General features: G+C 66.8%; 25 protein-coding genes. 9 read left to right on the top strand and 16 right to left on the bottom strand.

The features are described from left to right. Positions 1 to 16: 16 nt before the first annotated feature. The 5 genes from ToN1_RS04410 to ToN1_RS04390 form a co-directional block, all read right to left on the bottom strand. Positions 17 to 784: a PP2C family protein-serine/threonine phosphatase gene (locus ToN1_RS04410; RefSeq protein ID WP_169207183.1), complete on the bottom strand. Its 768-nt coding sequence runs from the start codon at positions 782 to 784 to the stop codon at positions 17 to 19. 67 nt (positions 785 to 851) lie between these two features. Next, a complete protein-coding gene (locus ToN1_RS04405; protein ID WP_169207182.1) occupies positions 852 to 1136 on the bottom strand; it encodes a hypothetical protein in 285 nt (94 codons plus the stop codon). A gap of 63 nt (positions 1137 to 1199) precedes the next feature. Beyond that, entirely contained in the window at positions 1200 to 1403 is a 204-nt protein-coding gene (locus ToN1_RS04400; RefSeq protein ID WP_169207137.1) for a hypothetical protein, read from the bottom strand. A 107-nt stretch (positions 1404 to 1510) separates the two neighbouring features. Then, positions 1511 to 1777, bottom strand: coding sequence for a hypothetical protein (locus ToN1_RS04395; protein WP_169207181.1), 267 nt, complete (start codon positions 1775 to 1777; stop codon positions 1511 to 1513). Between the two features lie 70 nt (positions 1778 to 1847). Next, the gene (locus ToN1_RS04390; RefSeq protein WP_169207180.1) at positions 1848 to 2138 is read right to left on the bottom strand and encodes a hypothetical protein; all 291 of its coding nucleotides are present in this window, start codon (positions 2136 to 2138) and stop codon (positions 1848 to 1850) included. 377 nt (positions 2139 to 2515) lie between these two features. On the opposite strand from ToN1_RS04390, the gene ToN1_RS04385 reads away from it, so the two are divergent. The 7 genes from ToN1_RS04385 to ToN1_RS04355 all read left to right on the top strand — a co-directional run bounded on the left by ToN1_RS04385 (position 2516) and on the right by ToN1_RS04355 (position 13855). Next, positions 2516 to 4717, top strand: coding sequence for a toll/interleukin-1 receptor domain-containing protein (locus tag ToN1_RS04385; protein WP_169207179.1), 2202 nt, complete (start codon positions 2516 to 2518; stop codon positions 4715 to 4717). Between the two features lie 25 nt (positions 4718 to 4742). Further along, positions 4743 to 6179, top strand: a complete 1437-nt coding sequence (locus tag ToN1_RS04380; RefSeq protein WP_169207178.1) for a GNAT family N-acetyltransferase — start codon at positions 4743 to 4745, stop codon at positions 6177 to 6179. A gap of 166 nt (positions 6180 to 6345) precedes the next feature. After that, on the top strand, positions 6346 to 7827 hold the full coding sequence (locus ToN1_RS04375; RefSeq protein WP_169207177.1) for a PAS domain S-box protein: 1482 nt from the start codon (positions 6346 to 6348) through the stop codon (positions 7825 to 7827). A gap of 2 nt (positions 7828 to 7829) precedes the next feature. Next, positions 7830 to 8234 (top strand): response regulator, encoded by a 405-nt coding sequence (locus ToN1_RS04370; protein WP_169207176.1) that lies wholly within the window; start codon positions 7830 to 7832, stop codon positions 8232 to 8234. 12 nt (positions 8235 to 8246) lie between these two features. Further along, the gene (locus ToN1_RS04365) at positions 8247 to 11021 is read left to right on the top strand and encodes a two-component system response regulator (protein ID WP_169207175.1); all 2775 of its coding nucleotides are present in this window, start codon (positions 8247 to 8249) and stop codon (positions 11019 to 11021) included. Positions 11022 to 11114: 93 nt separating this feature from the next. After that, the gene (locus tag ToN1_RS04360) at positions 11115 to 13034 is read left to right on the top strand and encodes a B12-binding domain-containing radical SAM protein (protein ID WP_169207174.1); all 1920 of its coding nucleotides are present in this window, start codon (positions 11115 to 11117) and stop codon (positions 13032 to 13034) included. 245 nt (positions 13035 to 13279) lie between these two features. Next, complete coding sequence (locus tag ToN1_RS04355; RefSeq protein WP_169207173.1) at positions 13280 to 13855, top strand: hypothetical protein; 576 nt, start codon at positions 13280 to 13282, stop codon at positions 13853 to 13855. Between the two features lie 99 nt (positions 13856 to 13954). Here ToN1_RS04355 and ahpF read toward each other — a convergent pair whose 3' ends face one another. From ahpF to nudC, 3 genes are all read right to left on the bottom strand, one after another. Beyond that, the gene (gene ahpF / locus ToN1_RS04350) at positions 13955 to 15511 is read right to left on the bottom strand and encodes an alkyl hydroperoxide reductase subunit F (RefSeq protein ID WP_169207172.1); all 1557 of its coding nucleotides are present in this window, start codon (positions 15509 to 15511) and stop codon (positions 13955 to 13957) included. 94 nt (positions 15512 to 15605) lie between these two features. Next, a complete protein-coding gene (ahpC, locus tag ToN1_RS04345) occupies positions 15606 to 16169 on the bottom strand; it encodes an alkyl hydroperoxide reductase subunit C (RefSeq protein ID WP_169207171.1) in 564 nt (187 codons plus the stop codon). A gap of 136 nt (positions 16170 to 16305) precedes the next feature. Next, the gene (nudC, locus tag ToN1_RS04340; RefSeq protein ID WP_169207170.1) at positions 16306 to 17127 is read right to left on the bottom strand and encodes an NAD(+) diphosphatase; all 822 of its coding nucleotides are present in this window, start codon (positions 17125 to 17127) and stop codon (positions 16306 to 16308) included. A 160-nt stretch (positions 17128 to 17287) separates the two neighbouring features. On the opposite strand from nudC, the gene ToN1_RS04335 reads away from it, so the two are divergent. Together ToN1_RS04335 and ToN1_RS04330 are read left to right on the top strand one after the other, a co-directional pair. Continuing rightward, a complete protein-coding gene (locus ToN1_RS04335) occupies positions 17288 to 17515 on the top strand; it encodes a hypothetical protein (protein WP_169207169.1) in 228 nt (75 codons plus the stop codon). A 127-nt stretch (positions 17516 to 17642) separates the two neighbouring features. Further along, entirely contained in the window at positions 17643 to 19244 is a 1602-nt protein-coding gene (locus ToN1_RS04330; RefSeq protein ID WP_169207168.1) for a putative bifunctional diguanylate cyclase/phosphodiesterase, read from the top strand. A 28-nt stretch (positions 19245 to 19272) separates the two neighbouring features. On the opposite strand, the gene ToN1_RS04325 is transcribed toward ToN1_RS04330, so the two are convergent. The 8 genes from ToN1_RS04325 to ppcA all read right to left on the bottom strand — a co-directional run bounded on the left by ToN1_RS04325 (position 19273) and on the right by ppcA (position 26529). Continuing rightward, on the bottom strand, positions 19273 to 20202 hold the full coding sequence (locus tag ToN1_RS04325; RefSeq protein WP_169207167.1) for a SphA family protein: 930 nt from the start codon (positions 20200 to 20202) through the stop codon (positions 19273 to 19275). A gap of 108 nt (positions 20203 to 20310) precedes the next feature. Then, on the bottom strand, positions 20311 to 21609 hold the full coding sequence (locus tag ToN1_RS04320; RefSeq protein ID WP_169207166.1) for a phenylacetate--CoA ligase family protein: 1299 nt from the start codon (positions 21607 to 21609) through the stop codon (positions 20311 to 20313). Between the two features lie 161 nt (positions 21610 to 21770). Further along, positions 21771 to 22319: an NUDIX hydrolase gene (locus tag ToN1_RS04315; protein ID WP_169207165.1), complete on the bottom strand. Its 549-nt coding sequence runs from the start codon at positions 22317 to 22319 to the stop codon at positions 21771 to 21773. A gap of 19 nt (positions 22320 to 22338) precedes the next feature. Next, positions 22339 to 22776 (bottom strand): DUF120 domain-containing protein, encoded by a 438-nt coding sequence (locus ToN1_RS04310; RefSeq protein ID WP_169207164.1) that lies wholly within the window; start codon positions 22774 to 22776, stop codon positions 22339 to 22341. Beyond that, positions 22773 to 23372, bottom strand: coding sequence for a UbiX family flavin prenyltransferase (locus ToN1_RS04305; protein ID WP_169207163.1), 600 nt, complete (start codon positions 23370 to 23372; stop codon positions 22773 to 22775). Before ToN1_RS04305 ends, ToN1_RS04310 begins: the two co-directional genes overlap by 4 nt. Positions 23373 to 23385: 13 nt before the next feature. Beyond that, the gene (locus tag ToN1_RS04300) at positions 23386 to 24732 is read right to left on the bottom strand and encodes a UbiD family decarboxylase (RefSeq protein ID WP_169207162.1); all 1347 of its coding nucleotides are present in this window, start codon (positions 24730 to 24732) and stop codon (positions 23386 to 23388) included. Positions 24733 to 24801: 69 nt separating this feature from the next. Further along, positions 24802 to 25059: a phenylphosphate carboxylase subunit gamma gene (gene ppcG / locus ToN1_RS04295; protein WP_169207161.1), complete on the bottom strand. Its 258-nt coding sequence runs from the start codon at positions 25057 to 25059 to the stop codon at positions 24802 to 24804. Positions 25060 to 25068: 9 nt separating this feature from the next. Continuing rightward, positions 25069 to 26529, bottom strand: coding sequence for a phenylphosphate carboxylase subunit alpha (gene ppcA / locus ToN1_RS04290; RefSeq protein ID WP_169207160.1), 1461 nt, complete (start codon positions 26527 to 26529; stop codon positions 25069 to 25071). Positions 26530 to 26558: the final 29 nt, after the last annotated feature.

Genomic DNA, 26558 nt, shown 5'->3' with positions numbered 1-26558 from the left:
GGCGCAAGGCGCCCCGTCACAGCGCCGGGTTCAGCAGCGTCATGTCGGAGGAGTCGGGATCCTCGGCGCGGATCACGATCGCGGTGATGTTGTCGCGCCCGCCGCCCTTCAGTGCGAGGTCGACCAGCGTGTCGCAGGCCTGGCGGCAGTCGCCGCTCGCCAGCGTGTTGCCGATCTCCTCCGCGCTCACCAGGTTGCTCAGCCCGTCGCTGCACAGCAGGAACATGTCGCCGTCGCCGACCACGACCGCACCCTGGTCGAGTTCGAGCACGTCGACGGCGCCGACCGCGCGCGTGATCAGGTTGTGGCCCGGCTGCTGCGCGTCGTTGCCGACCGGGAAGCCGCGTGCCCGCAGTTCCTCGAGCGTGCTGTGATCGCGGCTGAGCAGGGTGAGCCGGCCGCTCCGATACAGGTAGATCCGGCTGTCGCCGGCCCACAGGTAGGCGCAGGAGCGCTCGCAGGCGATCAGTGCGACGACCGTGCTGCCGATGATCGAGACGCTGCGCATCAGCGCCTCGGCGCGGAGGCGGCGATTGACGTCCTGCAGCCGGTCGCGCGCCGCGGTGACGAGGTTTGTCAGCCCGGTTTCGGGAGGCAGCGCATCGAGCGCCGCGACGACCATGCCGCTGGCGAGGTCGCCCGCATCGTGGCCGCCCATGCCGTCCGCGACCGCCCACAGGGCGCGCTCCGGGCGGTCGAGGAAGGCGTCCTCGTTCACGTCGCGCACCAGGCCCACGTGGCAGCGTGCGGCGGAGGTCCAGGTGATCTGGTTCGGGCCCGTCAAAGGCGTCTCCCCGATGGGGCCGGATTCCCGTGCGGCGCTCGCGCTCGCCGCCGGGAAGGCGGCCGGGCTACAGCTTCAATGCACTGCCGTCCGCACCGACCCCGACGTTGATCGTCGAGTTGGCGGCGGTATTCGTGACGTCGATGACCTGGAACTGGTTCACCATCTGGTCCGCGATGAATGTGTTGTTGATCTGGTAGTAGTTGACCGACCGGCCGAAGCTCGGCTGCGACGACACGTAGGGGCGGATCCAGCCGTAGACCCACGGCGCGCCTCCGCCCCTGATGGATGCCAGGGCTTCGCGGTCCAGGTCGCGTTTCATGCTGAGGTCGTGGATGGCGATGGCGGACATGATGAATTTCTCCGGATTCGGTGGTCGATCGGGGTGGGCGCTTGCGGTGCGCCGTGCAGGCGGCTACCTGAACAGCGTGCTCGGCGCCGGGCGCCGGCCGGTTTCGGCTATCGCGCCACGCGTCTCGCGCGGGGACCCGGGAAGGCGCGGCGTGCGTGCGGCTCCTGTCGCGGTGCCGCGCAGGCGCGCCCCCCCGGTGATCGCCTGCATCGCCTGGCGATCGAGGTCCATGTTTTCCGGCAAGTCCTTGATAACGATGGTGGCCATGGCTTTTCCTGATGGTGCGTGCTTGGGGTGGTGATCGACCGTGTGTTCAGTATAGGTCAGGGGGATCGCCCCGCCGATCGACAAGGGAGGCCGCGGCCTCCGCTGCCCTAGATTGCAATGACCGGGTTGGCGATCTGCGCCGCGCTCAGGTCGAGTTCGAAACCGAGATCGGCCCCGATCACGCCCACGTTGTTCAACGCGTTGACCTGGATGCTTTGCAGTTGCGCGATCGTCTGGTTGATGCCGACATTGACGTTCACGTTGGCGAAGGGAAGTCCCGTGATGGGGCCCAGCGCGCCTCCTCGGACGGCAGACATCTCGCCGCTGTCGAGTTCCTTGCTCAGGGCCAGATCGCTGATGATGATCGACGACATGGTAGTGCTCCTCGTGTGGGGTGGAATCGGCGGCTGCCCCGGGGGGGCTGCCGCCCGATCCGCTCATGCATCAGAAATGCACGTGGTTGTCGATGTTGGCGTTTTGCGTCGCGGTCACCGGCACCGACGGGTTTGCGAACCCGCCCAGCACGGCGACGTTGTTGCCGACGTTGGTCGCGACGCTCTGGCCCTGGTTGATCTGCTGCAGGGCGCTGAACGAGGCGTTGGTCGTCGATGCATCGACGTAGCCGCCCCAGTAGTAGGGCGCAAAGCCCATGTACATGCCGCCGCGCACTTCGCTCATGGCTTCGCGGTCCAGTTCTTCGGTCATCGGCAGGTCGTTGATGGTCAGGGTTTTCATGATGGCTCTCCTTGGGTTTGCGTCTTGGGTCGGTGATTTGTTTCGAGCACTTTCGCGCGCTCGAAACTCCTATCGCAGGGAGCGTGCCAGGATCGCGGTAAAGCGACGCAGACTGCGCAAGATGTTGAAAAATAATGAGTTATGTGAAGGTGTCGGAGGCCGGGCGCACGCATGGCAGGCGAGGTGCGCCCCGAACTGACGGGTCGAGTCCAACACCCTGACGCGTCCCTGTCGGTCGGCGGGCAACACCCGCGTCGGACCAGCCCGCCGGGCACGCGCAAAAGGCCGCGACAGGGCGCCGATCGGCATTCGCGCGCGCGTGGTCTATCGTGGTTAATAAGTCAGCTGGCTGGATCACCTGGACAGGCGGGGGCCTCATGAGCCGGAGCGTGCATGTTTTCGTCAGCTACAGTCACGACGACAAGGCCTGGTGCGATGCCGTCGTGAAGCATCTCCAGAGCCTCCACGATCCGATCGAGGTGGAGGTGTGGGTCGATCGCAACCGCATTCGCGCCGGCGACCAGTGGCTGCCGGAGATCGAGACCGCACTCGCGCGCGCCGATCTCGCGCTGCTGCTGATCAGCCCGTCCTTCCTCAGTTCGGACTTCATCCGCAAGACCGAACTGCCCAAACTCCTCGCGCGCCGCAAGAAGGGGCTGCGCGTGATCCCGGTGCAGATCGTTCCCAGCCCCTGGGAGGCTATCGGCTGGCTGAACGAGACCGAAGTGCGGCCGAAGGTGCGCGACGAGAAGACACGCAAGATCAAGGCGCTGGCCGAGTTCGGCAACGAGAAATCGGTTGCCGTGAATCGGCACCTCAGCAACCTGATGGTGGAGATCGCCGGACTCCTCGGGGAAGCCGGGGGCCACGCGGGCAACGGCGGCGCGGGCCGGGCGGCCGCGGACGATGAGGCGGTGCATGCCAGGGCCGCCGCCACGCTGCTCGCGGCGACGCTGCTGCAGGAGATGCTCGGCGAGGCGCGGGAGGACTTCGCCGGCCAAGTCGTCGCGCGGCTGGGAACGTTCTGCGATCTCTCCGGCGAGGCTCTGTTCAGCGCGCTGCGCCTCTTCGTCGAATACCAGCTGCTGCGCTCCGAGGCGCCTACGTCTGCGCAGGCCTTGCAGGAAACGCTGGACGGACTCGAGGGCAGCGACACGGCGCGCCGGCTCGCGGGCGAGCTCAAGCGCGGCGCCCGGAACGGCGACTTCAGCGCCAGCGTGGTCGAGGTGAATTCGCGCTTCTTCATGCTGGCGCGAGAACGCGAGAGCCTGTGGGAGGCGTATTTCGACACCGTCGAACGCGTCGCGCGCGATGCCCCCGCCCCCGAGCAGCTCGCGACCTTGTGCCGCATCCGTGTGAACCTCGGCTTTGTCGCGCCTCAGTTCCTCGTCGCCGGCCTGCTGTCGCATTTCGAGGACGACTGGCGGCCGGTGCTCAACGCTTACCAGCACTCGATTCCCAAGGCCGCGATCCGCACCGGCGCCTTCGAAAGTCTGCAGGCTTCGCAGTGGAACTGCTGGCTGGTGTGGGGGCCGAGCATCCCGATCTGCCGCTGCGAACAGTGGCAGGGCAAGTTCGCGTACCAGTACGGTTATGGCGACGAGAACAACTCGCTGCCGCTGATCGAGATCGACGACAACGAGCGCGGCGAGCCGCGCAAGCTGGGGCCGCTGGTGACGGAGCTCGCCGCCGCCGGCCGCAGCGCGAAACTCGTGCAGCTGACCGGACGGCTGCGCTGGGGGCCGAACTTCCTCGGCGAGGATGGGGACGAGGGCGAGCGATTCCCGGGCGACGACGCGACCGGTGACCTGATCGACGAGCTGGATCGCGACGACAGCGACGAGGAGCTGCGGCCGCGCAAGTACCCAATGGCGGCCGCGCAGGCCAGCCTGTGGTGCGGCGAGGGGCCCGGCCACGCGCATCATTCGGACGGGCTGGTGTTGCAGCTGGAACAGGTCGATCGCGAGGTCGACGAGACGCGCGTCTACTTTTCCGCCTACCTGTGGATGATGTACCTCGTCGCCGTCGGCAAGCCCGATCCGTCCGACCCCGAGGTCGGCCCGTGCCTGCTGCGCCGCAAGTGCTATCCGCAATGGCCCGAGAATGCGAGCCAGCGGGTGCGGGTCGGCGACGCGCGCCTGTGGGAGGACCTGCTGCCGGTGTTCGTGCATGCGAACATCGCCGATCCCGCGGCCCTGCGCTTCCAGCGCCGCGCAGTGGTCGAGAACAGCCTGCAGTTGCTGCGCCAGGTGTGGGAGCGACGGGCCGAGTTCTTCGACGCCGATGACGTCGCCGCCGGCATCCGCTTCCACCTCGTGTGCAGTTCCGACTACTCCGGCTGCGATTGTGCGGTCCGCTATCCGTCGGCCGAGCCGCTGCCCGACCTGCTGCGCAAGCGTCTCGAAACCGAGGCCGATCGCGACTTCGCCGCCGCGGTGATCGTGCCGGGCAGTGCCGACAACCCCGCGCTGCGACCGTGGGGCCTCGCTGGCTACTTCTCGTCCTGCCACCTGCCGGAGCTGGTCGCCGATTACTTCGGCTACGTCGACCAGCTGCAGCGGCAGAAAGCCAAGCGCTGACATGGCCGGAGGCGGACCGCAGGGCATGGCCGCAGCCGCCCCGGCGCGAGGCTTGCGTTTCCGCGAGATCGACGCCTCGCCGGCCGGGCTCGCCGCGCTGCAGCGCTTCTACCACGAGCGCTATGTCGCGGAGTTCCCCGATCCCGACGAGCGCGAGTCGCTCGACAACATGCGCCGCTATCTCGCGCTGAAGGCGCAGGGCTGGTACGGGGACAACAACTATCACATCGTCGTCGCCGAACTCGATGGCGAAGCGCTCGGGGGTGTCGTGTTCGACTACCTCGCCATGCCGCGCGCGGGCGTGATCGAATTCCTGTTCGTCGCGGCGGACCGGCGTGCGTCGGGCATCGGCCGTGCGCTCCTGGACGAGGCGATCCGCCTCCTGCGCCGGGACGCCCGTCGGCACGGCGCACGCCTGGCCGCCGTGGTCGCCGAGATGAACGATCCGTTCCGCCTCCCCGCGACGCCCGACAACATGGACCCCTTCCGTCGCGCGGCGATCTGGGGCCGCTGGGGCTTCGGCGTGCTCGAATTCCCCTACGTCCAGCCCGCGCTGTCGGCGGGACAACAGCCCGTCGACGGCCTGCTGCTGATCATGCGTCCGTTCGGACGGGTGCCGCAGTCGGGCTTTCATTCGCCTTGGGTCGAACTCGTCGTCGCGGAGTACCTGCGCTGGGCGATGCGTATCGAAGATCCCGCCGCCGACCGCGACTTCCTCGCGATGGCCGACGCGCTCGCAGCGCGTCCGCGCGTCGCGCTGGTTCCGCTCGGTCGTTACGCGGGCCAGGAGCCCACGGACGGACTGCTGATCGAACCCGTCTCATCGCCGGATCGACCGCCTGATGCCATCGCGACGGCCGCCGCGATCGCCCGCGCGGCGATTCCCGTTCCCGGTCGCGTCGCCGCGCAGCAGGACTTTGCCGCGGCCTTCGCGGTCGGCGACAGCGGCGCGGCGCGCTATCACCTGTGGTTGTTGCGCGCCGCAGCGGACGCCCCGGCCGAGGGCATGGCGAGCTTCTTTACGCTGCCGACGGCCGGCTTCGGCGGCTATCTCGTCCTTGCCGGAAGCCTGCGCGGCCGCGGCCTGCTGCGCCCGGTGCTCGCGCGCATCGAGGCGCACATGCGGCAGGACGGGACGTCGGCGGAAGGCTGGTTCATCGAATGCGGTACGGAATCGGCGGCGGTGTTCCGGCACGTCGGCTTCGTCGAGGTGCCATGCGACTACCGCCCGCCGGCGGTGGGCGGCGGGCCGGCGGGCGGCGCGCCCGAACGTCTGCACCTGCTGTTCAAGCCCTTCGGCATGCGTCGGGCGCCGGATCGCCTCGACCGCAATTTCGTGTTCCGTGCACTGCGTGAAATTCTTTGTTTCGTCTATGCGATCGGCAATCCTGCGGCGGCTGCGTGCTATCGGCGAGTATTGCGGACGCTTGCCGACGGCGACCGTAGCGGGCCGCTACGATGAACGCAGGTGCTTGAAAACCATGTTTTTATCATGGCTATTACCCGACAAAAATAGTTGGATACGGTGCGTCGATTTGCTATAGATACGTCATGGACGGGGATTCAATTCCGCACCACGGAGCGATCTCCCCCCATTCCGCGCAACATTCGCGAACCGGGGAGTACGCATGACGATTGACGTTTGCAGTCTCCTGCTGGACGAGGCGCCCGATGCCTTTGTGGTGCAATCGCCGGAAGGGATCGTCCTGCACTGGAGCAAGAGCGCGGAATCGATCTTCGGGTACCGGGCCGAGGAAATCGTCGGGCGGGATCTGCTCGACCTCGTCGTGCCCCCGGGCCGCGCCGAAGAGGAACGCGGCATGCGTCGCGAGGCGCTCGCGAACGGCTTCGCCGCTGTCGAAACACTGCGGCGCTGCAAGGACGGTTCGCTGCTCTTCGTCTCGATCAGTGCGAAGACCGTGCGCGACGTCGAGGGACGGCCGCAGTACCTGATCATCGGCAAGCAGGACGTCACGCAGCTCAAGGTGATGCGCGACGCGAAGCTCGTCGAGGCGCGCTATGGCAAGTTGCTCGAGTCCATGCCCGACGGGATCGTGCTGGTCAATGCGTCCGGGTGCATCGTATTCGCCAACACCCAGGCCGAGGCCATGTTTGGCTACGAGGCGGGGCGCCTGCGCGGCCTGCCGGTGGAGGTGCTGCTGCCCGAGCGGCTGCGCGGCGGGCATGTGGCCCATCGTTCGGACTACTTCGGCCAGTTGCGCACGCGGGCGATGGGCATGGGGCTGGAGCTGTACGGACTGCGCCAGGATGGTAGCGAGTTTCCGGTCGAGATCGGCCTCAGTCCGCTGGAGACGGGGGAGGGCACGCTGGTGACCAGTGCGATCCGCGACATCACCGAACGCAAGCGCATCGAGCGGGACCTGCACGAGAAGAACGTCGAGCTCGCGCAGGCCAACGCCGCGAAGGACCGCTTCCTCGCGAGCATGAGCCACGAGCTGCGCACGCCGCTCAACGCGATCATCGGTTTCACCGGCACCCTGCTGATGAAGTTGCCGGGTCCCCTGAACGAGGTGCAGGAAAGGCAGCTGCGCCGCGTGCAGTCGAGCGGCCAGCACCTGCTCGAACTCATCAACGATCTGCTCGACATCGCGAAGATCGAGGCGGGCAAGATCGAGCTGGTCGTCGAGCCCGTGGATTGCCGCACGCTGGTCGAGGACGTCGTGGCGACGCTGCGTCCGGCGGCCGAGGACAAGGGACTCGCATTTGCGGTCGAGGTGCTCGACGAGGGCTTGCGGCTGTCGACCGACCGTCGCGCCTTGAGCCAGATCCTGATCAACCTGGTGCAGAATGCGATCAAGTTCACCGAGCAGGGAAGCGTCACCGTCGGGCTCGCGCGGCGGATCGAGGGCGAGCTCGCGCTGGTCGAAGTCAGCGTGCACGACACCGGCCCGGGTATCGGCGAGGAGGACCGTCAACGCCTGTTCGCGCCTTTCGCGCGCATCACGCCGCGCAGCGGCAAGTTTGCCGAGGGAACCGGCCTTGGCCTGCACCTGAGCCAGAAGCTCGCCGCGCAGATGGGGGGGCGGATCACCGTGGACAGCGCCCCGGGGGGCGGCAGCACCTTCTCGCTCCTCTTGCCGGAGGCATGAACATGGCGGTGCGCATTCTCCTCGTCGAGGACAACCCGGCGAATCTCGAACTCGTCAGCTACCTGCTCGAAGCGGCCGGGCACACCGTGCTGATCGCCGAGGACGGCCTGCAGGGGCTGGAGCTCGCCCGCAGTGAGCCGCCCCCCGACCTCATCATCAGCGACCTGCGCATGCCGGTGATGGATGGCTTCGAAATGCTTCGTCACATCCGTACCGACGCCGCCCTGAATGACATCCCGGTGATCGCGGTCACAGCGTTCTCGATGTCGGGCGACCAGACTCGCGTAATGCTCGCGGGTTTCGACGGCTACATCTCGAAGCCCATCGTTCCCGAGACCTTCGTCAGCGAGGTCGAAGCCTATCTGAAGGCCGGACGGCGCATCGCCGGTCCGACTGCCGGCGAGTGAGGATGCATGCCGATGGCGAAGATCCTTGTCATAGACGACCATGCCGTGAATCGCGAACTCATCGTCGCCTTGGCCGCCTACGAGGGCCACGAGGCACTGGAGGCGGGCGACGGTGCAGAGGGACTCGCCATCGTGCGGGCGCAGCGTCCGCAGCTGGTCATCTGCGACATTCTCATGCCCAACGTGGACGGTTACGAATTCGTGCGCCGGCTGCGTGCGGACCCCGAGATCGCCCATACGCGCGTGATCTTCCACACCGCCAACTACCATGAGCGTGAAGTGCGCAACCTCGCCGGTCTGCTCGGCGTGTCGCGCATCCTCGTGAAACCGTGCGACCCGGAGGTGATCGTGCGGACGATCGCGGAGGTGCTGGTGGAGGCCGCACGGGATAACCCGCCTGCAAGCGACGCCGAGTTCGAACGCGAGCACCTGCGCGTGCTCACCGACAAGCTCGCCGCCAAGGCCGAGGAGCTTGAACGCCGTGCGGCGGATCTCGCCAGCGAGGTCGAGACCCGCAAGCTCGCGGAGGCGCAGCTGCGGCGCGTGCTGCGCGCGCGCAAGGTGATGGCCGAATGCAATCGCACGCTGGTGCGTGCCACCGACGAGCGGCGGCTGCTCGCGGACATGTGCCGCTTCCTCGTCGAGCTCGGCAATTACGGCATCGCCTGGGTGAGCTTGGCGTGGCACGACGCCGACTGCACCGTCGAGACGGTCTCCGCCGCCGGCGAGGGGGCTGCCCTGCTGAAATCCTTCCGCTTCTCCTGGGGCGACAACGCCTGCGGCAACGGTCCGGTGGGCGAGGCGGTGCGCACGCGCGAACCGCAGGTCGTGCGCGACATCGCGAGCGATCCGCGCGTCGGGCGCTGGCGCGAGGCGGCGATCGGGCGCGGCTACCAGGCGGCGGCGGTGCTGCCCCTCGTGTTCGAGCGCGAGACCTTCGGCGTGCTGTCCATCGTCACGCGCGAGAAGGAAGCCTTCGATGAGGATGAACTCGAACTGCTCGGCGAACTCGCCGACGACATCGCCTACGGCATCCACACGCTGCGTGCGCGCGTCGTGCAGCAGCGCACCGAGGAGACGCTGCGCCTGCGCAACCGCGCAATCGACGAGAGCATCAATGCCATCGTGATCAGCGCCGCCGACCGCGAGGCCGACAACCCGGTGCTGTACGTCAATCCGGCCTTCACGCTGATGACCGGCTATGCGCCGGAGGAGATCATCGGGCGCAACACGCGCCTGCTGATCGGCAACGACTGGGGCCAGCCCGACATCGAACGCCTGCGCGAGGCCGTGCGTCGCGGGCGCGACGCACGCGTGGTGCTGCGCTGCTATCGCAAGGACAGCTCCCTGTTCTGGAACGAAGTCTCGCTCGCCTCGATGCACGACCCGAGCGGGCGCGTCTCGCACTTCATCTCGATCTTCAACGACCTCACCGACCGCAAGCGCTACGAGGCGGAACTCGAACAGCAGGCCAACCACGACGCGCTGACCGGGCTGGCCAACCGCAACCTGCTCAACGACCGCCTGCAGCAGGCGATGATCCGTGCGCAGCGCAACGCCGGCGCGGTCGCTGTGATGCTGCTCGACATCGACCGCTTCAAGCTCATCAACGACAGCCTCGGCCATGTCGTCGGCGACGAACTGATCTGCGAGGTGGCACGGCGCCTCGCGGCCTGCGTGCGCCAGGGTGACACCGTGGCGCGCCTGGGTGGCGACGAGTTCATGATCGTCATGCCCGAGCTGTGGGCCGAGAGCGATGCCGCATCGCTGGCCGCCAAGGTGCTGCAGGCCGTGTCGGCGCCGATGAAGCTGTCGGGCCACGAGATGGTCGTCACCGGCAGCCTGGGCGTCGCGCTCTACCCGCGCGACGGCGAATCGGCTGCCACGCTCGTGAAGAATGCCGATGTCGCGATGTACCGCGCGAAGGAGCAGGGCCGCAACGATTTCCGCTTCTACGCCCCCGAGATGAACGCGCGCATGCTCGAACGCCTGGAACTCGAGAACGGCCTGCGTCGGGCGCTGGAGCAGGACGAGCTGGAACTGCACTACCAGCCCAAGGTCGAGCTCGCCAACGGCCGCGTGGTCGGCGCCGAGGCGCTGATCCGCTGGCGCCATCCGGTGCTGGGCATGGTGTCGCCGGCCGACTTCATCCCCCTCGCCGAGGAAACGGGGCTCATCGTGCCGATCGGCGAGTGGGTCATCAACACCGCGTGCCGCCAGTTGAAGGCGTGGCGCGAGGAAGGGCTCACGGGCGTCAGCGTCGCGGTCAATGTCTCGGCACGACAATTCCAGCAGGAGGACCTCGTCGGCGTGCTGGGCGAGGCTCTGCGCACGTCCGAGGTGCCCGCACGGAGCCTGCACCTCGAGGTCACCGAGAGCGGCGTGATGAGCAACCCGGAGCGGACGATCGTGATCCTGCGCACGCTCAAGGAGATCGGCGTGCTGGTCTCGCTCGACGACTTCGGTACCGGCTATTCCAGCCTCAACTACCTCAAGCGCTTCCTCATCGACAGCGTCAAGATCGACCAGTCCTTCGTTGCCGACCTCACGACTTCGTCCGAGGACGCCGCGATCGCGCGCATGGTCATCTCGCTCGCTCACAGCCTGAACCAGACGGTGGTCGCCGAAGGCGTGGAGACCGAAGCGCAGCTCGACTTCCTGCGGCGCCATCGTTGCGACGAGATGCAGGGCTTCCTGTGCAGCCGCCCGGTTCCGGCGGCCGACTTCGCCAACCTGCTGCGCGACGGCGGGTGCATGTCGCTGCGGCCGACGGCGCGGCTTCACTGAGGAGCCGATTGCCCCGGCAACGCCCGCGCTCCTCGCATTGGCCCTAGAATGCGGCTGCTTAAGTCCGCACAACACGGCCGCGTGCCGTCCGCCATGTCAGAAACTTCCCTGCGCGTCCTGTCGGTGATCCCGCCGATGACGCAACTCAACACCCCGTACCCGTCGACGGCCTATCTCACCGGCTTCCTGCGTTCGCGCGGCGTCGACGCCGTGCAGGAAGACCTCGCGCTGGCGCTGGTGCTGCGCCTGTTCTCGCGCGACGGCCTCACGGCCATCCGCGACCGCATCGAGGCCACGCCCGAGCGCCAGCGCAGCGCGCGCGTGAAGGCCTTCCTCGCGCAGTTCGAGCGCTACCGCATCACGATAGGCCCGGCCGTCGCCTTCCTGCAGGGCCGCGATCCCACGCTCGCGAACCGCATCTGCGGGCGCAATTTCCTGCCCGAAGGCTCGCGCTTCGAATCGCTGGAGGTCTATATCGACCCGGACGGCGGCGACCCGCTCGCGTGGGCCTTCGGCGCGCTGGGGCTGGAAGACCGTGCCCGCCACCTCGCGACCCTGTACCTCAACGACGTCGCCGACGTGCTGCGCGAGGCGGTCGATCCGCGCTTCGAGTTCGTCCGTTACGCGGAATCGCTGGCGCAGAGCCAGGCGAGTTTCGAACCGCTGGCGGCCGCGCTCGCCGAGCCGCTGAACCTTGTCGATGAGACGCTGCGCGCGCTCACGCTCGACGCGATTGCCCGCCATGCACCGCGGGTGGTGCTGCTGTCCGTGCCGTTCCCGGGCGCGGTGTACGGCGCCTTCCGCATCGCGCAGGCGATCAAGGCGCACGACCCGGGGATTGTCACCGTGCTGGGCGGCGGCTTCGTCAACACCGAGCTGCGCGAGCTCAAGGAGCCGCGCGTCTTCGACTACTTCGACTTCGTCACGCTCGACGACGGCGAGCGCCCCATCCTCGCGCTGCTCGATCACCTCAAGGGCGGGCGCGGGCGATCGCGCCTCGTGCGCAGCTTCTTCCGTGATTCCGAGGGTGACCAGGGCAAGAACGGCGAAGTGCGCTACGTGAACCTCGGCGAGGCCGACATCGCCTTCGCCGAAGTCGGTACCCCCACCTGGGACGGCCTGCCGCTCGACCGCTACCTGTCGGTGCTCGACATGCTCAACCCGATGCACCGCCTGTGGTCGGATGGGCGCTGGAACAAGCTCACCGTCGCGCACGGCTGCTACTGGAAGAAGTGCAGTTTCTGCGACGTGAGCCTCGACTACATCTCGCGCTACGACGGTGCGAGCGCGAAGACGCTGGTCGACCGCATCGAGGCGATCATCGCCGAGACCGGCCAGACCGGCTTCCACTTCGTCGATGAGGCCGCGCCGCCCAAGGCGCTGAAGGCGCTCGCTCAGGAATTGATCGAGCGTGGCGTGGCAATCTCGTGGTGGGGCAACATCCGCTTCGAAAAGTCCTTCACGCCGGAGCTGTGCCGCCTGCTTGCCGACAGCGGCTGCATCGCCGTGTCGGGCGGGCTGGAGGTCGCCTCCGACCGCCTGCTGCAGCTGATGAAGAAGGGCGTGTCGGTCGACCAGGTCGCGCGCGTCACCAACGCCTTCACCGAAGCTGGCATCCTTGTCCATGCCTACCTGATGTACGGCTTTCCGACGCAAACGGTGCAGGACACCGTCGATGCCCTCGAATACGTGCGCCAGCTGTTCGAATCCGGCTGCATCCAGTCCGGCTTCTTCCACCGCTTCGCCTGCACCGTGCATTCGCCGGTCGGCCAGAACCCGGACGAATACGGCGTGAAGCTCGTCCCGCTGCCGCCCGTGACCTTCGCGAAGAACGACGTCCGCTTCATCGACCCGACCGGCGTCGACCACGATGCGCTGGGCGTGGCGTTGAACAAGGCGCTCTACAACTACATGCACGGCATCGGGCTGGAGCAGGACGTGCGCGGCTGGTTCTCCGACCGCGTCCCGCGCCCCCGCGTGCCGCGCAATTTCATCGAGCGGGCCTTGCGCTAGCGTCATCCGCCACGCGCTGCCAGACCCGTATTAAGGGGTCGCGCCGCGAACCTTCGCGGCGCAATGCGTTCTAACGGCGACTGGGATTCATCGACCGGCCCGAAAGCGGGTAGTGCCGCTACCTGAAGGGAGGTATCGGCGAGGTCTTTGATTTCGATAATAATTCTGCAAAATTCGGGTTTTAACATCGACCGGCGAATCGGCATCAGACCGCAGCCGGACAGGTTTCAATGGAGGAGACAGCAATGAGCACGACAACGACCGAACGACTTCCCACGAGCGATCTGGAGAACGAGTTCATTCCGCCGATCGGACAGCCCGAGGCGAACGACGTGGCGTGGGACCAGCGCCTGAATGCCGAAGTGGCGTGGCAGCTCGCACGCGAGACCGTCGATGACGGTCTCGCGCAATGGACGGACCGCGCAGAGGGCGCACCGCGGCGCCTGCCGACGATGCGCACGATCGCGCGCATGAACACCGCCCTCGTGGCGCTGCGCGAACGGCTCTACCAGATCCAGAACGAGGCCGCGAACATCGCTATTTCCGAGCTGGCATTGCGACAGGAGGCCGATCCGGCCGCGTCGTCCGACGATGCGTTCTCGCCGCTGCATGCCCAGAATGCGCGCCGCGCCGAGGCGCTCGCCGCGTCGTGCTACGAATTGCTGGCAGCGGCGCAGGGAAATCTCGCGGCCGTGGCGGGCAAGGTGCGGGCCGGCTCCGGCGCCGCCACTGCCCGTACCGGACTCGAGGACTCTCTGTACGCCGAGCGCCGGCAACGCGACGCGGTCATCGACTTCCCTGATCGTCGCGCCGCCGCGTGAGTTTTCGCGGGTGATGCATGTCCTGCGTCATCCGCACTCCCGGCGTGTGCGCTAATCCGTCGCGCCGGGAGCTTCTTCTGCTGCATCCGTGGCGCAGCATCACGCTGGCACGGACTCCCTGATCAGGTGATCGAAGGCCGCCAGTGAGGCCTTCGCGCCTTCGCCCATCGCGATCACGATCTGCTTGAACGGCACCGTCGTGCAATCGCCGGCGGCGAAGAGGCCCGGCACCGAGGTCTGGCCGCGCGCATCGACGACGATCTCGCCGAAGCGCGTGCGTTCGACCGTGTCCTTCACGAAGTCCGTGTTCGGCAGCAGGCCGATCTGCACGAAGATGCCTTCGAGCTCGATGCGGCGCGACTCGCCCGACACGCGATCGGTATAGACCAGACCATTCACGTTCGCGTCGCCCGTCACTTCGGTCGTCTGCGCGTTCGTGATCACCGTGACGTTCGGCAGGCTCGCGAGCTTCTTCTGCAGCACTGCATCGGCGCGCAGCGTGTCGGCGAATTCGAGCAGGGTGACGCGCGCGACGATGCCGGCGAGGTCGATCGCCGCCTCGACGCCCGAGTTGCCGCCGCCGATCACCGCGACGCGCTTGCCCTTGAAGAGCGGGCCGTCGCAGTGCGGGCAGTAGGCCACGCCCTTGCCGCGGAATTCCTTCTCGCCCGGCACGTTCATCTCGCGCCAGCGCGCGCCGGTCGCGAGAATCACGGAGTGCGCCTTCAGCGACGCGCCGTTCTCGAGCTTCACCTCGAAGCCGCGCTCGTGCGGGATCACCGCCGCGGCGCGCTGCAGGTTCATCACGTCGACCTCGTATTCCTTGACGTGCTCTTCGAGCGCCGCTGCGAGCTTCGGCCCTTCGGTGGACGTCATGGAGATGAAGTTCTCGATCGCGAGCGTGTCCATCACCTGGCCGCCGAAGCGTTCGGCGACGACGCCGGTGCGGATGCCCTTGCGCGCGGCGTAGATCGCCGCCGCCGCACCCGCCGGTCCGCCGCCAACGACGAGCACGTCGAACTCGCCCTTCGCGGCAATCGTCTCCGCCGCGCGCGCCTGGGCGCCGGTGTCGATCTTCGCGACGATCTCGGCAAGCTCCATGCGGCCCTGGCCGAAGTGCCGGCCGTTGAGGAAGACGGTCGGCACCGCCATGATCTGGCTCTCATCGACCTCGTCCTGGAACAGCGCGCCGTCGATCATCGTGTGGCGGATGTTCGGGTTGAGCACCGACATCAGGTTGAGCGCCTGCACGACGTCTGGGCAGTTGTGGCAGGAGAGCGAGATGAAGGTCTCGAATTCGAATGTGCCCTCGATCGCGCGGATCTGTTCGATCACTTCCGGCGCGACCTTGGGCGGGTGGCCGCCGACCTGCAGTAGCGCCAGGATCAGCGACGTGAATTCATGCCCCATCGGCAGGCCGGCGAAGCGCACGCCGGTGTCCTCGCCCTTGCGATTGATCACGAAGGAGGGCTTGCGTTCGGTGTCGTCACGGCGCTCGATGACGGTGATGCGGTTGGATTGTTCGGCGATGTCGCCGAGCAGGGCCTGCATCTCGCGCGACTTGTCGCTGTCGTCCAGCGAGGCGACGATTTCGATCGGCTGGGTGACTCGTTCGAGGTAGGACTTCAACTGGTTCTTGATGTTCGCGTCGAGCATGGCGGGATCGTCCGTGAAATGCAGGGGAATCAGGGGGCGGGCGCTTGTGGCGCCCGCCTTGCCCCGGCCGGAGCCGGGGAGAGCGGGATGCTGCTCAGATCTTGCCGACGAGGTCCAGCGAGGGGGCCAGCGTCGCGTCGCCTTCCTTCCACTTCGCCGGGCACACTTCGCCCGGGTGGCTGGCGACGTACTGCGCGGCCTTGACCTTGCGCAGCAGCTCCGAGGCGTCGCGGCCGATGCCGCCGGCGGTGATCTCGACGATCTGGATCCTGCCTTCCGGATCGATCACGAAGGTGCCGCGGTCGGCCAGGCCTTCCGATTCGATCATCACGTCGAAGTTGCGGGCGATCGTGCCGGTGGGGTCGCCGACCATCGGGTAGCGGATCTTGCCGATGGTCTCCGAGCTGTCGTGCCACGCCTTGTGGGTGAAGTGGGTGTCGGTCGACACGGCGTAGATCTCGACGCCCAGCTTCTGGAACTCGGCGTAGTTGTCGGCGAGGTCGCCCAGTTCGGTCGGGCACACGAAAGTGAAATCGGCCGGGTAGAAGAACACCACCGACCAGTTCCCCTTCAGCGATTCGTCGCTAACCGGAACGAATTTGCCGTTGTGGAAAGCGGTGGCCTTGAAGGGCTTGATTTGCTGATTGATCTGGGACATCACACACTCCTTTGTCGTATCGGGGTTAGGGACCGAGCGGCTTGTCTTGCTCGATGGAGGCCACTTTACCGAGGGGTGTGCTATAGCTCCAATTGAATGAAAAAATGAATGCGATAGCGGATTGCGATGGATGTGCTCAATCGGTCCTGGCGGCGATCGCCTCGACCGTCGCATCGATCAGCCGGCGCGCGATGCTGAAGCGGTGCGGCAGCCGAGGTAGCCGGTCGATCGGGAACCAGTCGGCTGCCTCGATCTCGTCGGCCTGCAGCGCGAGCTCGCCGCCGGCGTAATCGGCGGTGAAGGCAAGCATCAGCGAATGCGGAAAGGGCCAGGACTGGCTGCCGAAATAGCGCAGGTTCGCAACCTCGATGCCGACTTCCTCGCGCACTTCGCGCGCGATGGTCTGCTCCAGCGATTCACCCGGCTCGACGAAGCCGGCCAGCGCGCTGAACATGCCTTCCGGGAAGTGCGGCGAACGCGCCAGCAGCAGCTGGTCGCCGCGTCGCACCAGCGCCATCACCGCCGGGGCGAGGCGGGGGTAATGGACTTGGCCGCAACTCGGGCACACGCGCGAACGCTCGCTCGCGTGCAGCGCTGTCGCGCTGCCGCAGCGGCCGCAGAAGCGATGCGTCAGATCCCATTGCACGATCTGCAGCCCGCGGCCGGCGACGCCGAAAACCGCTTCGTCGATGCGCCCGAACAGGCTGCGCAGGTCGCGCCATTCCATGCCGGCCGGGGGCTGCGTGTCGGCCCCGGTGGCTGCGGCATAGCAGTGCCGTCCGGCGAGGCTGCCGATGTAGTGTTGCGCGCCGGCCGGATCCAGGCCGCCCGGTTCGCAGCGCACGGGCACGCGGGTCGGGCCTTCGGCGGCGAACACGAGCAGCGCAGTGTTGCGGAACACGAAGCACAGGTCGTCGGCGGCGAGCGGGTCGGGCGGGAGGTGTCCGGGGATGAACATGGGTGATGGAGGCCGTAGGGTGTAGCGGCCATGATGCGCGGCACGCTGCGGGCACGCAACCGTGGGCAAGCGTGCGCCGGACGAATTGATATTGCTCATGGGGAAGCTGGCCCAGCTGGGCTAAGGTTTGCCCTTCGGTGACGAAAAGGGAGGTTTCGGCATGAGCAGCGGTGCGTGGAGTTGTCCGCATGACCTCGACGGCGTGTGTCAGCGTGTTCAGGGGGCGGTGTGCGAACCCGGGATGCGGGGGTGTGTGCTCGAAGGCAAGGTGCGCTTCGCCCGCGAGGAGATGAACCTGCCGCGCAAGCCGGTGAAGGCCGTGAGCGCCACGAAGGCGACGGCGGAGAAGAAACCTGCCCAGCCGCCGCGGCGACGCCTGCCGTTCTGAGCCTCGACGCGGGCCTGCGGCCGCGCGGGTATTTTTTCCTGCCGGGCGCGAGTCATTTCGCGATCTAATAGCGATTTTTCCGGCGGCCGCGATGCCGCGGGGAGACTCGTGCCGAAAAAGGTTGCCGATGGGAGATCAGGATAGCAAGGTGGATGCGAAGGCGGGTGCGTTCAAGGTCGTACTCGCGTATGCCGTCTTCGGTGCGCTTTGGATCCTGCTCTCCGATCAGGCGCTAGGGGTACTTTTCCGCGACCCTGACGTCATTGTGAAGGTAAGCCAGGGCAAAGGGTGGGTTTTCGTCGCGATCACGGCGCTGCTGCTTTACGCGCTGTTGATGCGCCTCGTCGGCAGGCTGGACCAGAGTCTGCGGCGCGAGTTCGCGTCGGAGACAGAGCGCCGGCGCGCCGAGGAGCAGGTGCATAACCTGTCCTTCTACGATTCGCTGACCAGCTTGCCGAATCGCCGCCTGCTGTTCGATCGCCTCGGGCAATCGCTGCTGGCCTGTCGCCGCAGCGAAACGCGCGGCGCGGTGTTGTTCATCGACCTCGACGGTTTCCGTGCGCTCAACGACACGCGCGGCCATGAAGTCGGCGACCGCCTGCTGGTCGAGGTCGCCCGCCGCATTGCCGCGTGCGTGCACCGCGAGGACACCGTCGCGCGCGCCGGCAGCGACGAATTCGTTGTGGTCGCCAACGGTTTGAACGCGGAGAAGGATGCGGCGGCGGTGGCCGCGCGCGAGATCGCCGAACGCATTCAGGGCGTGGTCAGGCAGCCGTTCGACGTCGAGGGGCATGAGGTCCAGAGTTCGGTCAGCATCGGCATCAGCATGTTCTCGGGTGTGGAAGGCGCCGCCGATGAACTGCTCAAGCAGGCGGACGCCTCGATGTTCGAGGCGCGCAGTCGCGGGCGCGACGGCATTCATTTCTTCGACGTGGCGATGCAGGCGGCGCTCGACGAACGCGTACGCCTGGAAGGCTGGCTGCGCAAGGCGCTGCCCGACCAGTTGCGGCTCTATTACCAGATGCAGGTCGACGGCAACGGCTCCATCCAGGGCGCGGAAGTGCTGATCCGCTGGCTTCATCCGGAGCGCGGGATGATTCCGCCGTGCGAGTTCATCCCGCTGGCGGAGGAAACCGGGATGATCCTGGCGATCGGTCGATGGGTGCTGGAGACCGCGTGCCGGCAGCTGAAGGACTGGGAGGGCGATCCGGCGACGCGTCACCTCAAGCTTTCGGTGAACGTCAGCGCACGCCAGTTCCAGCAGGATGAGTTCGACCGCGAGGTACTCGAGGTCGTGAAGAAGACTGGCGCGGACCCGGCGAACCTCAAGCTGGAGCTGACCGAGAGCATGGTCGTGGAGAACATCGACCAGGTCGTGCACAAGATGGCGGTGCTCAAGGCGACCGGCATCCAGTTCTCGCTCGACGACTTCGGCACCGGCTTTTCCTCGCTGTCCTGCCTGCGCCGCCTGCCGCTGGACCAGCTCAAGATCGACCAGTCCTTCGTGCGCGACGTGACCGAGAACGCCAACGACGCCGCGATCGTGCGCACCATCATCGCGCTCGGCCAGAGCCTGGGGCTCGAAGTGATCGCCGAGGGCGTCGAGACCGCCGAACAGCGCAACTTCCTCGCGGTGCACGGTTGCAGCAACTTCCAGGGCTATTTCTTCAGCCGGCCGGTTCCGCTGGAGGAGTTCGAGCAGCAGCTCGCCGCGCACCGCCGCCCCTGACTGCGGGCGGCGGTTCGTCGCATCGGGATCAGAACGGCATGATCAGCCGGAACCACGCCTTGTCGCCCTGGAAGCGGTTTTCCGCCCCGGATTCCTGCTGCCACTGGCCGATGAACATCGTTCCCCCCTTGGTTGTGTAGCTGACGCTCGGGCCGATCGCGAACACCTCGCCCTTGCGCCCCGAGGACCACGGCCCAAGCGTCGACGAGATCGTTTCGCCGTCGAGCTTGTCGTTGGTCGTTTGCTTCAGGTAGTAGCCGGAAAGGCCCACGCCCCACGGGCCGAAGCGTTTGCCCGCGAGGTAATCGACCCGAAACTCGTCGCCCGACTCGTAATCCATCTTCGGCGCGCCAGGGGCAGGGCGAAAGTCCTTGTTCTTCGTCTTCATGTTGTACATGAACTTGCCCGACAGCTCCCAGCCCGAATCGGAGATCCAGGTCACCGCAAGGACCGGCTCCACGCTCCAGTAGTTGGTGCCGATGCTCTTGATCGCCTGGCCCGACTTGTATTCCCCTGTCGGGGCGAAGAAATCGAGGGCGAAGACCCAGTGCAGGTTGCCGGCGTGCCAGCCGATCACGAGCGGCGAGAACAGCATGTCGCCGATGCCGGTGACGGTCTTGCTGTCACCGAGGGTCAGCTTCTGCTGCACGACGGGCAGGATCGCCTGTACCGCCCAGTCTCCGCCGAGGATCTTCGTGTTCGTGACCTTGACGACCCGCATCGCATCGAACCAGGCGCTGACACCGGTCCCGGGCACCTTGTCGCCGTCGCCGTTGCGCAGGCTATCGGCATGGTAGTACCCGAAATAGTTGAGGAAATAGTTTCCCGGTGGCGGCAACGCGCCCGCGACCCAGTTCTCGCTTCCATGCGGATATTGGTCGCCCCCTTCCTTCGCGAGCGCACCGCCGCAAACCAGCCCGGACAGGGCCAACGCCACGCAGATCTGCTTCAGTTTCATGCCTCCTCCTTGATTTCTTGTTTGCGATCCCTTCGTTGGCACGATTCGGGGCGTTGCCGCCCTTGGCCTCGGCCAGGCCATTGCCGATACCTGGGTGCGGAAGCTGGCTCAGGCCGCGCGATTGACGTGGAAGCGCTTGGCCTTCATGTCGAAGCGAGGCAGGACGTCGCGGCCGACGTGGTGCACCCGCGGACGGAAGGCGAGTACCGAGTCGAGTCGCTCGGCGATCGAATGCACGACCGACGGGTCGGCGCCGTCGCACAGCTCAACCTCGATGTCCATCTCGTCCATGTGCTTGACCTTGCTGACGGTGATGCGGAACTCGTCGACCTCGACGAACTTGCGGATGATGTTCTCGACGCCGGCCGGGAAGACGTTCACGCCGCGCACCGTGACCATGTCGTCCGCGCGGCCGAGGATGCCGCCCTGGAAACGCAGGAAGGTCCGGCCGCAGGAACAGGGGTCGAGATTCACCTCGACGAGATCGCCGGTGCGGTAGCGGATCAGCGGGAAGCCCCAGCGGCCGAGGTTGGTGATCACCAGCTCGCCGCGCTCGCCCGGCTTCACGGCTTCACCGGTCTTCGGGTTGATGACCTCGGCGATGAATTCGGATTCGATCAGGTGCGTTCCGCCGGGTTGATGTTCGCACTCGAAGGAGTGCGCGCCGATCTCGGACGCACCGGCGTGATCGAAACACTTCGCCGCCCATGCTTCCTGGATCCGCTGCTTGGTCGAGGGGATGTTCGCCCCCGGCTCGCCCGCGTGCACGGTGGATTTCATCGGCAGCGAGCGCATGTCGAAGCCATGCTCGCGTGCGACTTCGGCGAGCCGCAGCGCGTAGGTCGGTGTGCAGCACAGCACCGTCGCGCCGGTCTCGCGCATCAGCTCCAGGCGCTGCAGCGAATCGCGCCCGCCGCCCGGGATCATCACCGCGCCGAGCTTGCGTGCGCCTTCGAGCGCCGCCCAGAAGCCGATGAAGGGGCCGAAGGCGAAGGCGAGAAAGACCCGATCGCTCGCGTCCACGCCCGAGCCGGCGAGCACGTGCGCCCAGCACTTTGCCCACCAGTCCCACGAGTCCTGGGTGTCGAGCACCTTCAGCGGCACGCCGGTAGTGCCGGAGGTCTGGTGCAGGCGCGTGTATTGCTCGATCGGATAGGTGAGGTTGGTGCCGAAGGGGCCGTTCGCCGCCTGATCCTCCATCAGCTCGGACTTCGTCGTCAGCGGCAGGCGCGCGAGGTCGTCGAGCGTGCGGATGTCGCGCGGCTCGATGCCGGCGGCCTTCCACTTGTTGCTGTAGAAGTGGTTCTTGCCCCACAGCTCGCCCATCATCGCCTGCAATTTCTCCAGTTGCAGTGCGCGAAGCTGCTCGCGGGGGAGGGTTTCGGTAGCCTGATCGAAATACGCCATGACTGTCTTCCTCGAAATTCTGGACGAACCGTCCCTCGGCGATGCCGTCCGGGTTCGGAAGGAGGCATTGCCGTACGGGCGGATGCTGCGGAGTTGTCGGGGGAGCCCGCGGTGCGCGGGGCGCGCTCAGCCTGACGGGCGGGGTATCGTGGCAGTCATGGTTATCTCCTCATCATTGTTCTGGCGCTCGTCTGGCGCCCCCATTTCCATGGTGCGGTGACTTCGTGAATGACGTCGTAGAACCAGCGGTCGATCAGCGGTGCCCCTTCGGGGGATGGCTGGATCGGCAGTTGTCCGGGGGCGATGAGGGCAATTTCGCCGGCATCGTCCCCTGCGACCGGTTCGCCGGCGACCGAATGCGCGCGATACGCCAGAATCACGGCACGCACGCCGGTCTGCGAATACACGCCGATCAGGCCGTCGACGGCCACTTCCAGCCCGGTCTCCTCGCGCGCCTCGCGCACGACGGCCTCTTCGAGCGACTCGCCCTGCTCGACGTAGCCTCCGGGCGGTGCCCAGTAGCCGCCGAGCGGGTCGAGGTTGCGGCGGATCAGCACCAGCTTGTCCGCGTGCTCGATCACGGCCAGCACGACCGGCGCCGGCTTGTGGAAGAAGGTCTCGCCGCAGGCGGGACAGGTCTCGCGCTCGCGGTTGTGGATTTTCGCGAGGACCAGCGGCGTGCTGCATTGCGGGCAGAACTTGGGGGCCATCTTGGTCTCCTTGAATGGGTCAGGCCGCAGTCGCGTCGTCGCGGGCGGACAGGGCGAGGTCGAGGCGCAGATTGACGAGGTCACCGTCCTGCAGTCCGAGCGTTTCGCGGATCGGCACCGGGGCGACGATCTCGAACTTGTCGTCGGGGTAGTCCGGCATTTCCGGGAACACGACCGCGCCGGTGAGATGGCCCGCAATGCTCACGCCGAAGCATTTCGCCGCGCAGAAGCCACCCCGTGGCGTGATCGCGATGCCGGCGGTGGAACGCAGTCGCGCGCGTGCCCAGTCCCAGGCGGCGCCGCGCATGCGCAGGTTGAAGGTGCCGGGCCAGGGGATGAAGCCGAGCTTGCGGCGGAACTCGAGGATCACCCAGTCGATCGCCGTGAAGCGCGAGCCCTCGCCGAGGCCGGGAGCGACTTCGCCTTCGAGTTCGAGGCCGGTGGCGGTGGTCATCATGCGGGCTGCCCCCCGCGCGATTTCGCGTGATCGCGCTCCTCGTTGCCGGTCCAGCGCCCGAAGAGATCGACGTCGAGGTCGAACTGGTCGAGCACCTTGGTCACCGACTGGTTGATGATGTCGTCGATGGTCTTGGGCCGGTGGTAGAAGGCCGGAAGCGGCGGCACCAGCACTGCGCCGGTCTCGGTGGCCTGCGTCATCAGGCGCAGGTGGCCGAGGTGCAGCGGCGTCTCGCGCAGCATCAGCACGAGCTTGCGGCGTTCCTTGAGCGTCACGTCGGCGGCGCGGATCAGCAGGTTGGTGTTGAAGCAGTTGGCCACGGCCGAGAGCGTCTTGATCGAGCAGGGCGCGATGATCATGCCAGCATGCTTGAACGAGCCGCTCGCGATGGAGGCGCCGACGTCGTTGTTGTCATGCACGCAGGAGGCGAGGCGCTTCACGTCGTTGATCGAGTAGTCGGTCTCGTAGACGATCGTGCGCTTGGCCGAGTCCGACATCACGAGGTCGGTCTCGACGCCGATCTGCTTGAGGGCTTCGAGGATGCGGATGCCGTAGATCGCACCGCTTGCTCCGGAAATGCCGACAACGATTCTCATGGTGCTGTCTCCATCAATTGCGCAGCGTTGCGAGCAGGGCCTGCGCCTTCGCCAGCGCGGCGGCGGGCAGGGTGACGCGGTCGAATTCGGGGCCGGCACCGCGTGTCGCGACGAAGCCGGCCTTGGAGCCGGCGCTGCTGCCGGCGGAAGAGGGGTCGATGACGTAGCCTTCGGCCCCACCGATGATCACGGTGTCGCGTTCGGGCAAGTAACGGGTGGCCATCGCCCACGCGATCTCGCGCGGATCGCGGATGTTCACATCGTCATCGACGACGGTGACGGTCTTGAGGCGCTTGTCGAGGTTGAGCGCGAGCATGACGAGGCGCCGCACTTCGTGGCGGGGGCAGTTCCTGACCGCGATTGCGGCCGAGAAACCGGCCGTGCCGCCCGTCAGATCGAGATCGACGACGCCGGCCACCATGGTCTGCAACTGGCCCAGCAGCTCGGTGCCGGCGGCGAGCGAGAGCAGGGTGTCGACGTCGCCCGACCACGGGCACAGGCCGGGATAGATGAAGTTGTCGCGGTGCGTGACCGCAGTGACCTCGACCACCGGGCTGACATTCGAGAAGTAGTAGCCGGTGTTCTCGCCGAACGGGCCTTCCGGCTCGCGCACGCCCGGCAGGATGCGGCCTTCGATGACGATCTCGGCACGCGCGGGGACTTCGACGTTCACGGTCAGCGCGCGCGCGAGCTCCACCGGTTCGCCACGCAGCCCGCCCGCGATGGCCATTTTGTCCGGTCCCACCGGCCCGCTGCGCACCACCGACGCCAGCAGCGTCGCAGGTTCGAGTCCGAGTGCGATCGCGACGTCGAGCGCTTCGCCCTTGGCTTCGGCATTCGCATGGAACTGCGACAGCGGCGGGTTCGCGAGCAGAATCCCGAGGCGATTGCCGCCCTTCACCATCATGCGGTGGATGCCCATGCCACGGCGTCCGGTCGCGGGATCGGTGCATAGCACGACGCCGGTCGTGATGAAGGGGGCGCCGTCCTTCTCGTGGTGTGTCAGGATGGGCAGCAGCGGCAGCAGCTCAATCGGCGCGCGATGCACGACGTCCTGCACCGGCACGGATTTCGCAGCAAGCGGCGCGATCGTACGCTGCTTGTTGTCGAGCCAGGTTTGCGCGAGGCGTTCTTCGGCCGTGCCGAAGGCGCGGGCAACGCGGCGGCGTCCGCCGAACAGGTTGCCCGCGACACGCGCACCGGGATAGCCGCGCACGTTTTCGAACAGCGCCGCGGGGGCGTCGGCCGGCAGGCTGCGCAGGACGGCCGCTATCTCGAACCTCGGGTCGAATTCCTCGCGCACGTGCAGCAGGTCGTCGCCGAGGTCGTCCAGGAAGCTGCGCAGGTCGGGGTAGGCCATTGTTTTCGCTGTTCCCTTCGATGATTGAATGGGGCCGGGCGGGCAAAGGCCCGCCCGGGGGGGCACCGCTTACCGGTACTGCGCCGGCATCCGCTCGACGCGCTCGATTACGCGGATCGAGAATTTGCGATCACTCAGCTGCCCGCGCCCCAGCCGCACCTGCAGGCTGTCGGCAAACTGGTCGAGCCTGCTCGACACCTCCACCTTCGCGCGCTGGTAGGTGTATTTGTGCAGCCCGTCGTTGAGCGTGCGGATCGTCAGCTCCAGCTCCTTGCCCTCGGCCAGTTCCCCGAGGTCCATCACGAACACTTCCCACTTGTTTGCCATGACCGCTCCTTATTTCTTAGCGCCGCGGAAGCCGTAATCGGCCCAGCTGTTGAGGACCTTCTCCTGCACGTTCTTGGGATAGACGTTCTTGAAGCTCACTAGCGTCGGCACGTCGTTGGTCTTGTCCCAATCCACCGGCCACAGGCAATCGAACAGCACCTGCGAGCCGATCGAGTACTTGCGGTCGTGCGGGGTGGCGTGCGGGTAGAGCGCCGTGCCGGTTGTGTTCTTGAAGACGTGGATGCCGCGCTCCGGATTGCAGCGCGTGCAGAACGCGTGATAGACCTCGTCCCAGTTGAAGATGTCGGTCTGGTCATCGACCACCATCACCATGTGGAACCACGGCCCGAGCTTGGAGCCGAACGCGAGCTGTGCGATCTGCATCGCGATGCCGGCGTAGGTCGGCTTCACGCCGACGATCATCATGTGGTGCGTCGAGCGCGGGTGCATGTACACGCCCGTCACCGGGATGCCCTGGCTCTTGAGCAGCTTTTCCAGCTCCAGCCCGAGCGAGAACGAGCGCAGCAACTGTCCTTCGTCCTGCGGCACGCCCATATTGGAGATCGTCATCGTCGCGTTGTTGCGATAGGTGATCGCATCGACGCGGAAGGTCACGCGGAAGTCGCGCGGGCTCGTGCGGTAGCCGGTGTATTCGCCGAACGGGCCTTCCTCGACCTTGTAGTCGGGCAGGATCATGCCCTCGATGATGATCTCGGCATCGGCCGGAACTTCGAGGTCGTTGGTCTCGCACTTCACCAGACGCACCGATTCGCCGGCCAGCATGCCGGTGAGCTCCGGCTCCGGGATCGGGGACGGCGCGCACGCGGCCATCGCGGCCAGCGGCGACAGTCCGATCGCGGTCGCGAAGGGGCAGCCTTCGCCGCGCGGCAGGTAGTAGTCGGTCAGCGTCTTGCCGAGGTCCGAGAACGGGAACACCGCGCCCGACATCGTGCGGCCGTCCCACATCATCTGCCGGTACATGCCCCAGTTCACATCGCCGCGCACCGGATGCTTGGTGATCACCGCGTGCCAGGTGCCGACGTAGCGCCCGCCGTCGCCGTCATGCACCAACGGCACCGGCAGCTTGCACAGGTCGACGTCGTCGCCGAGCAGGATGTTCTCCTTGCACGGCGCGTCGCGCTTGTCGATGACCGTCGGCGCGATCGGCTCGCTATTGGTGCGCTTGAGGTATTCCGCGCCGATCTGCGGCAGGGTGGAGGCCGGGTCCATGCCCAGCGCGATCGCCATGCGGCGGTAGGTCGACAAGGGTGCGCCGAAGTAGCTGAAGCCCGGGTAGTCCTTGATGTTCTCCATGAAGGGCGCGGCTTCGCCGAGCTCGCACACGCGGCGCACGATCGCGCCGGCCTCGTTGTCCCAATCCACTTCCTGCTTGATGCGCACGGCGTCGCCGGACTTGACGCACGCCTCGATGAATTCGCGGTTGTTGCGCGGTGCCGAAATCTTTCCCACGTCGTTTCTCCTTGCTGGTGTGGTCTGGG

The organism is Aromatoleum petrolei, from assembly GCF_017894385.1.
GTDB classification, from domain to species: Bacteria; Pseudomonadota; Gammaproteobacteria; order Burkholderiales; family Rhodocyclaceae; genus Aromatoleum; species Aromatoleum petrolei.
This window is presented reverse-complemented; position numbering and strand designations above follow the sequence as displayed.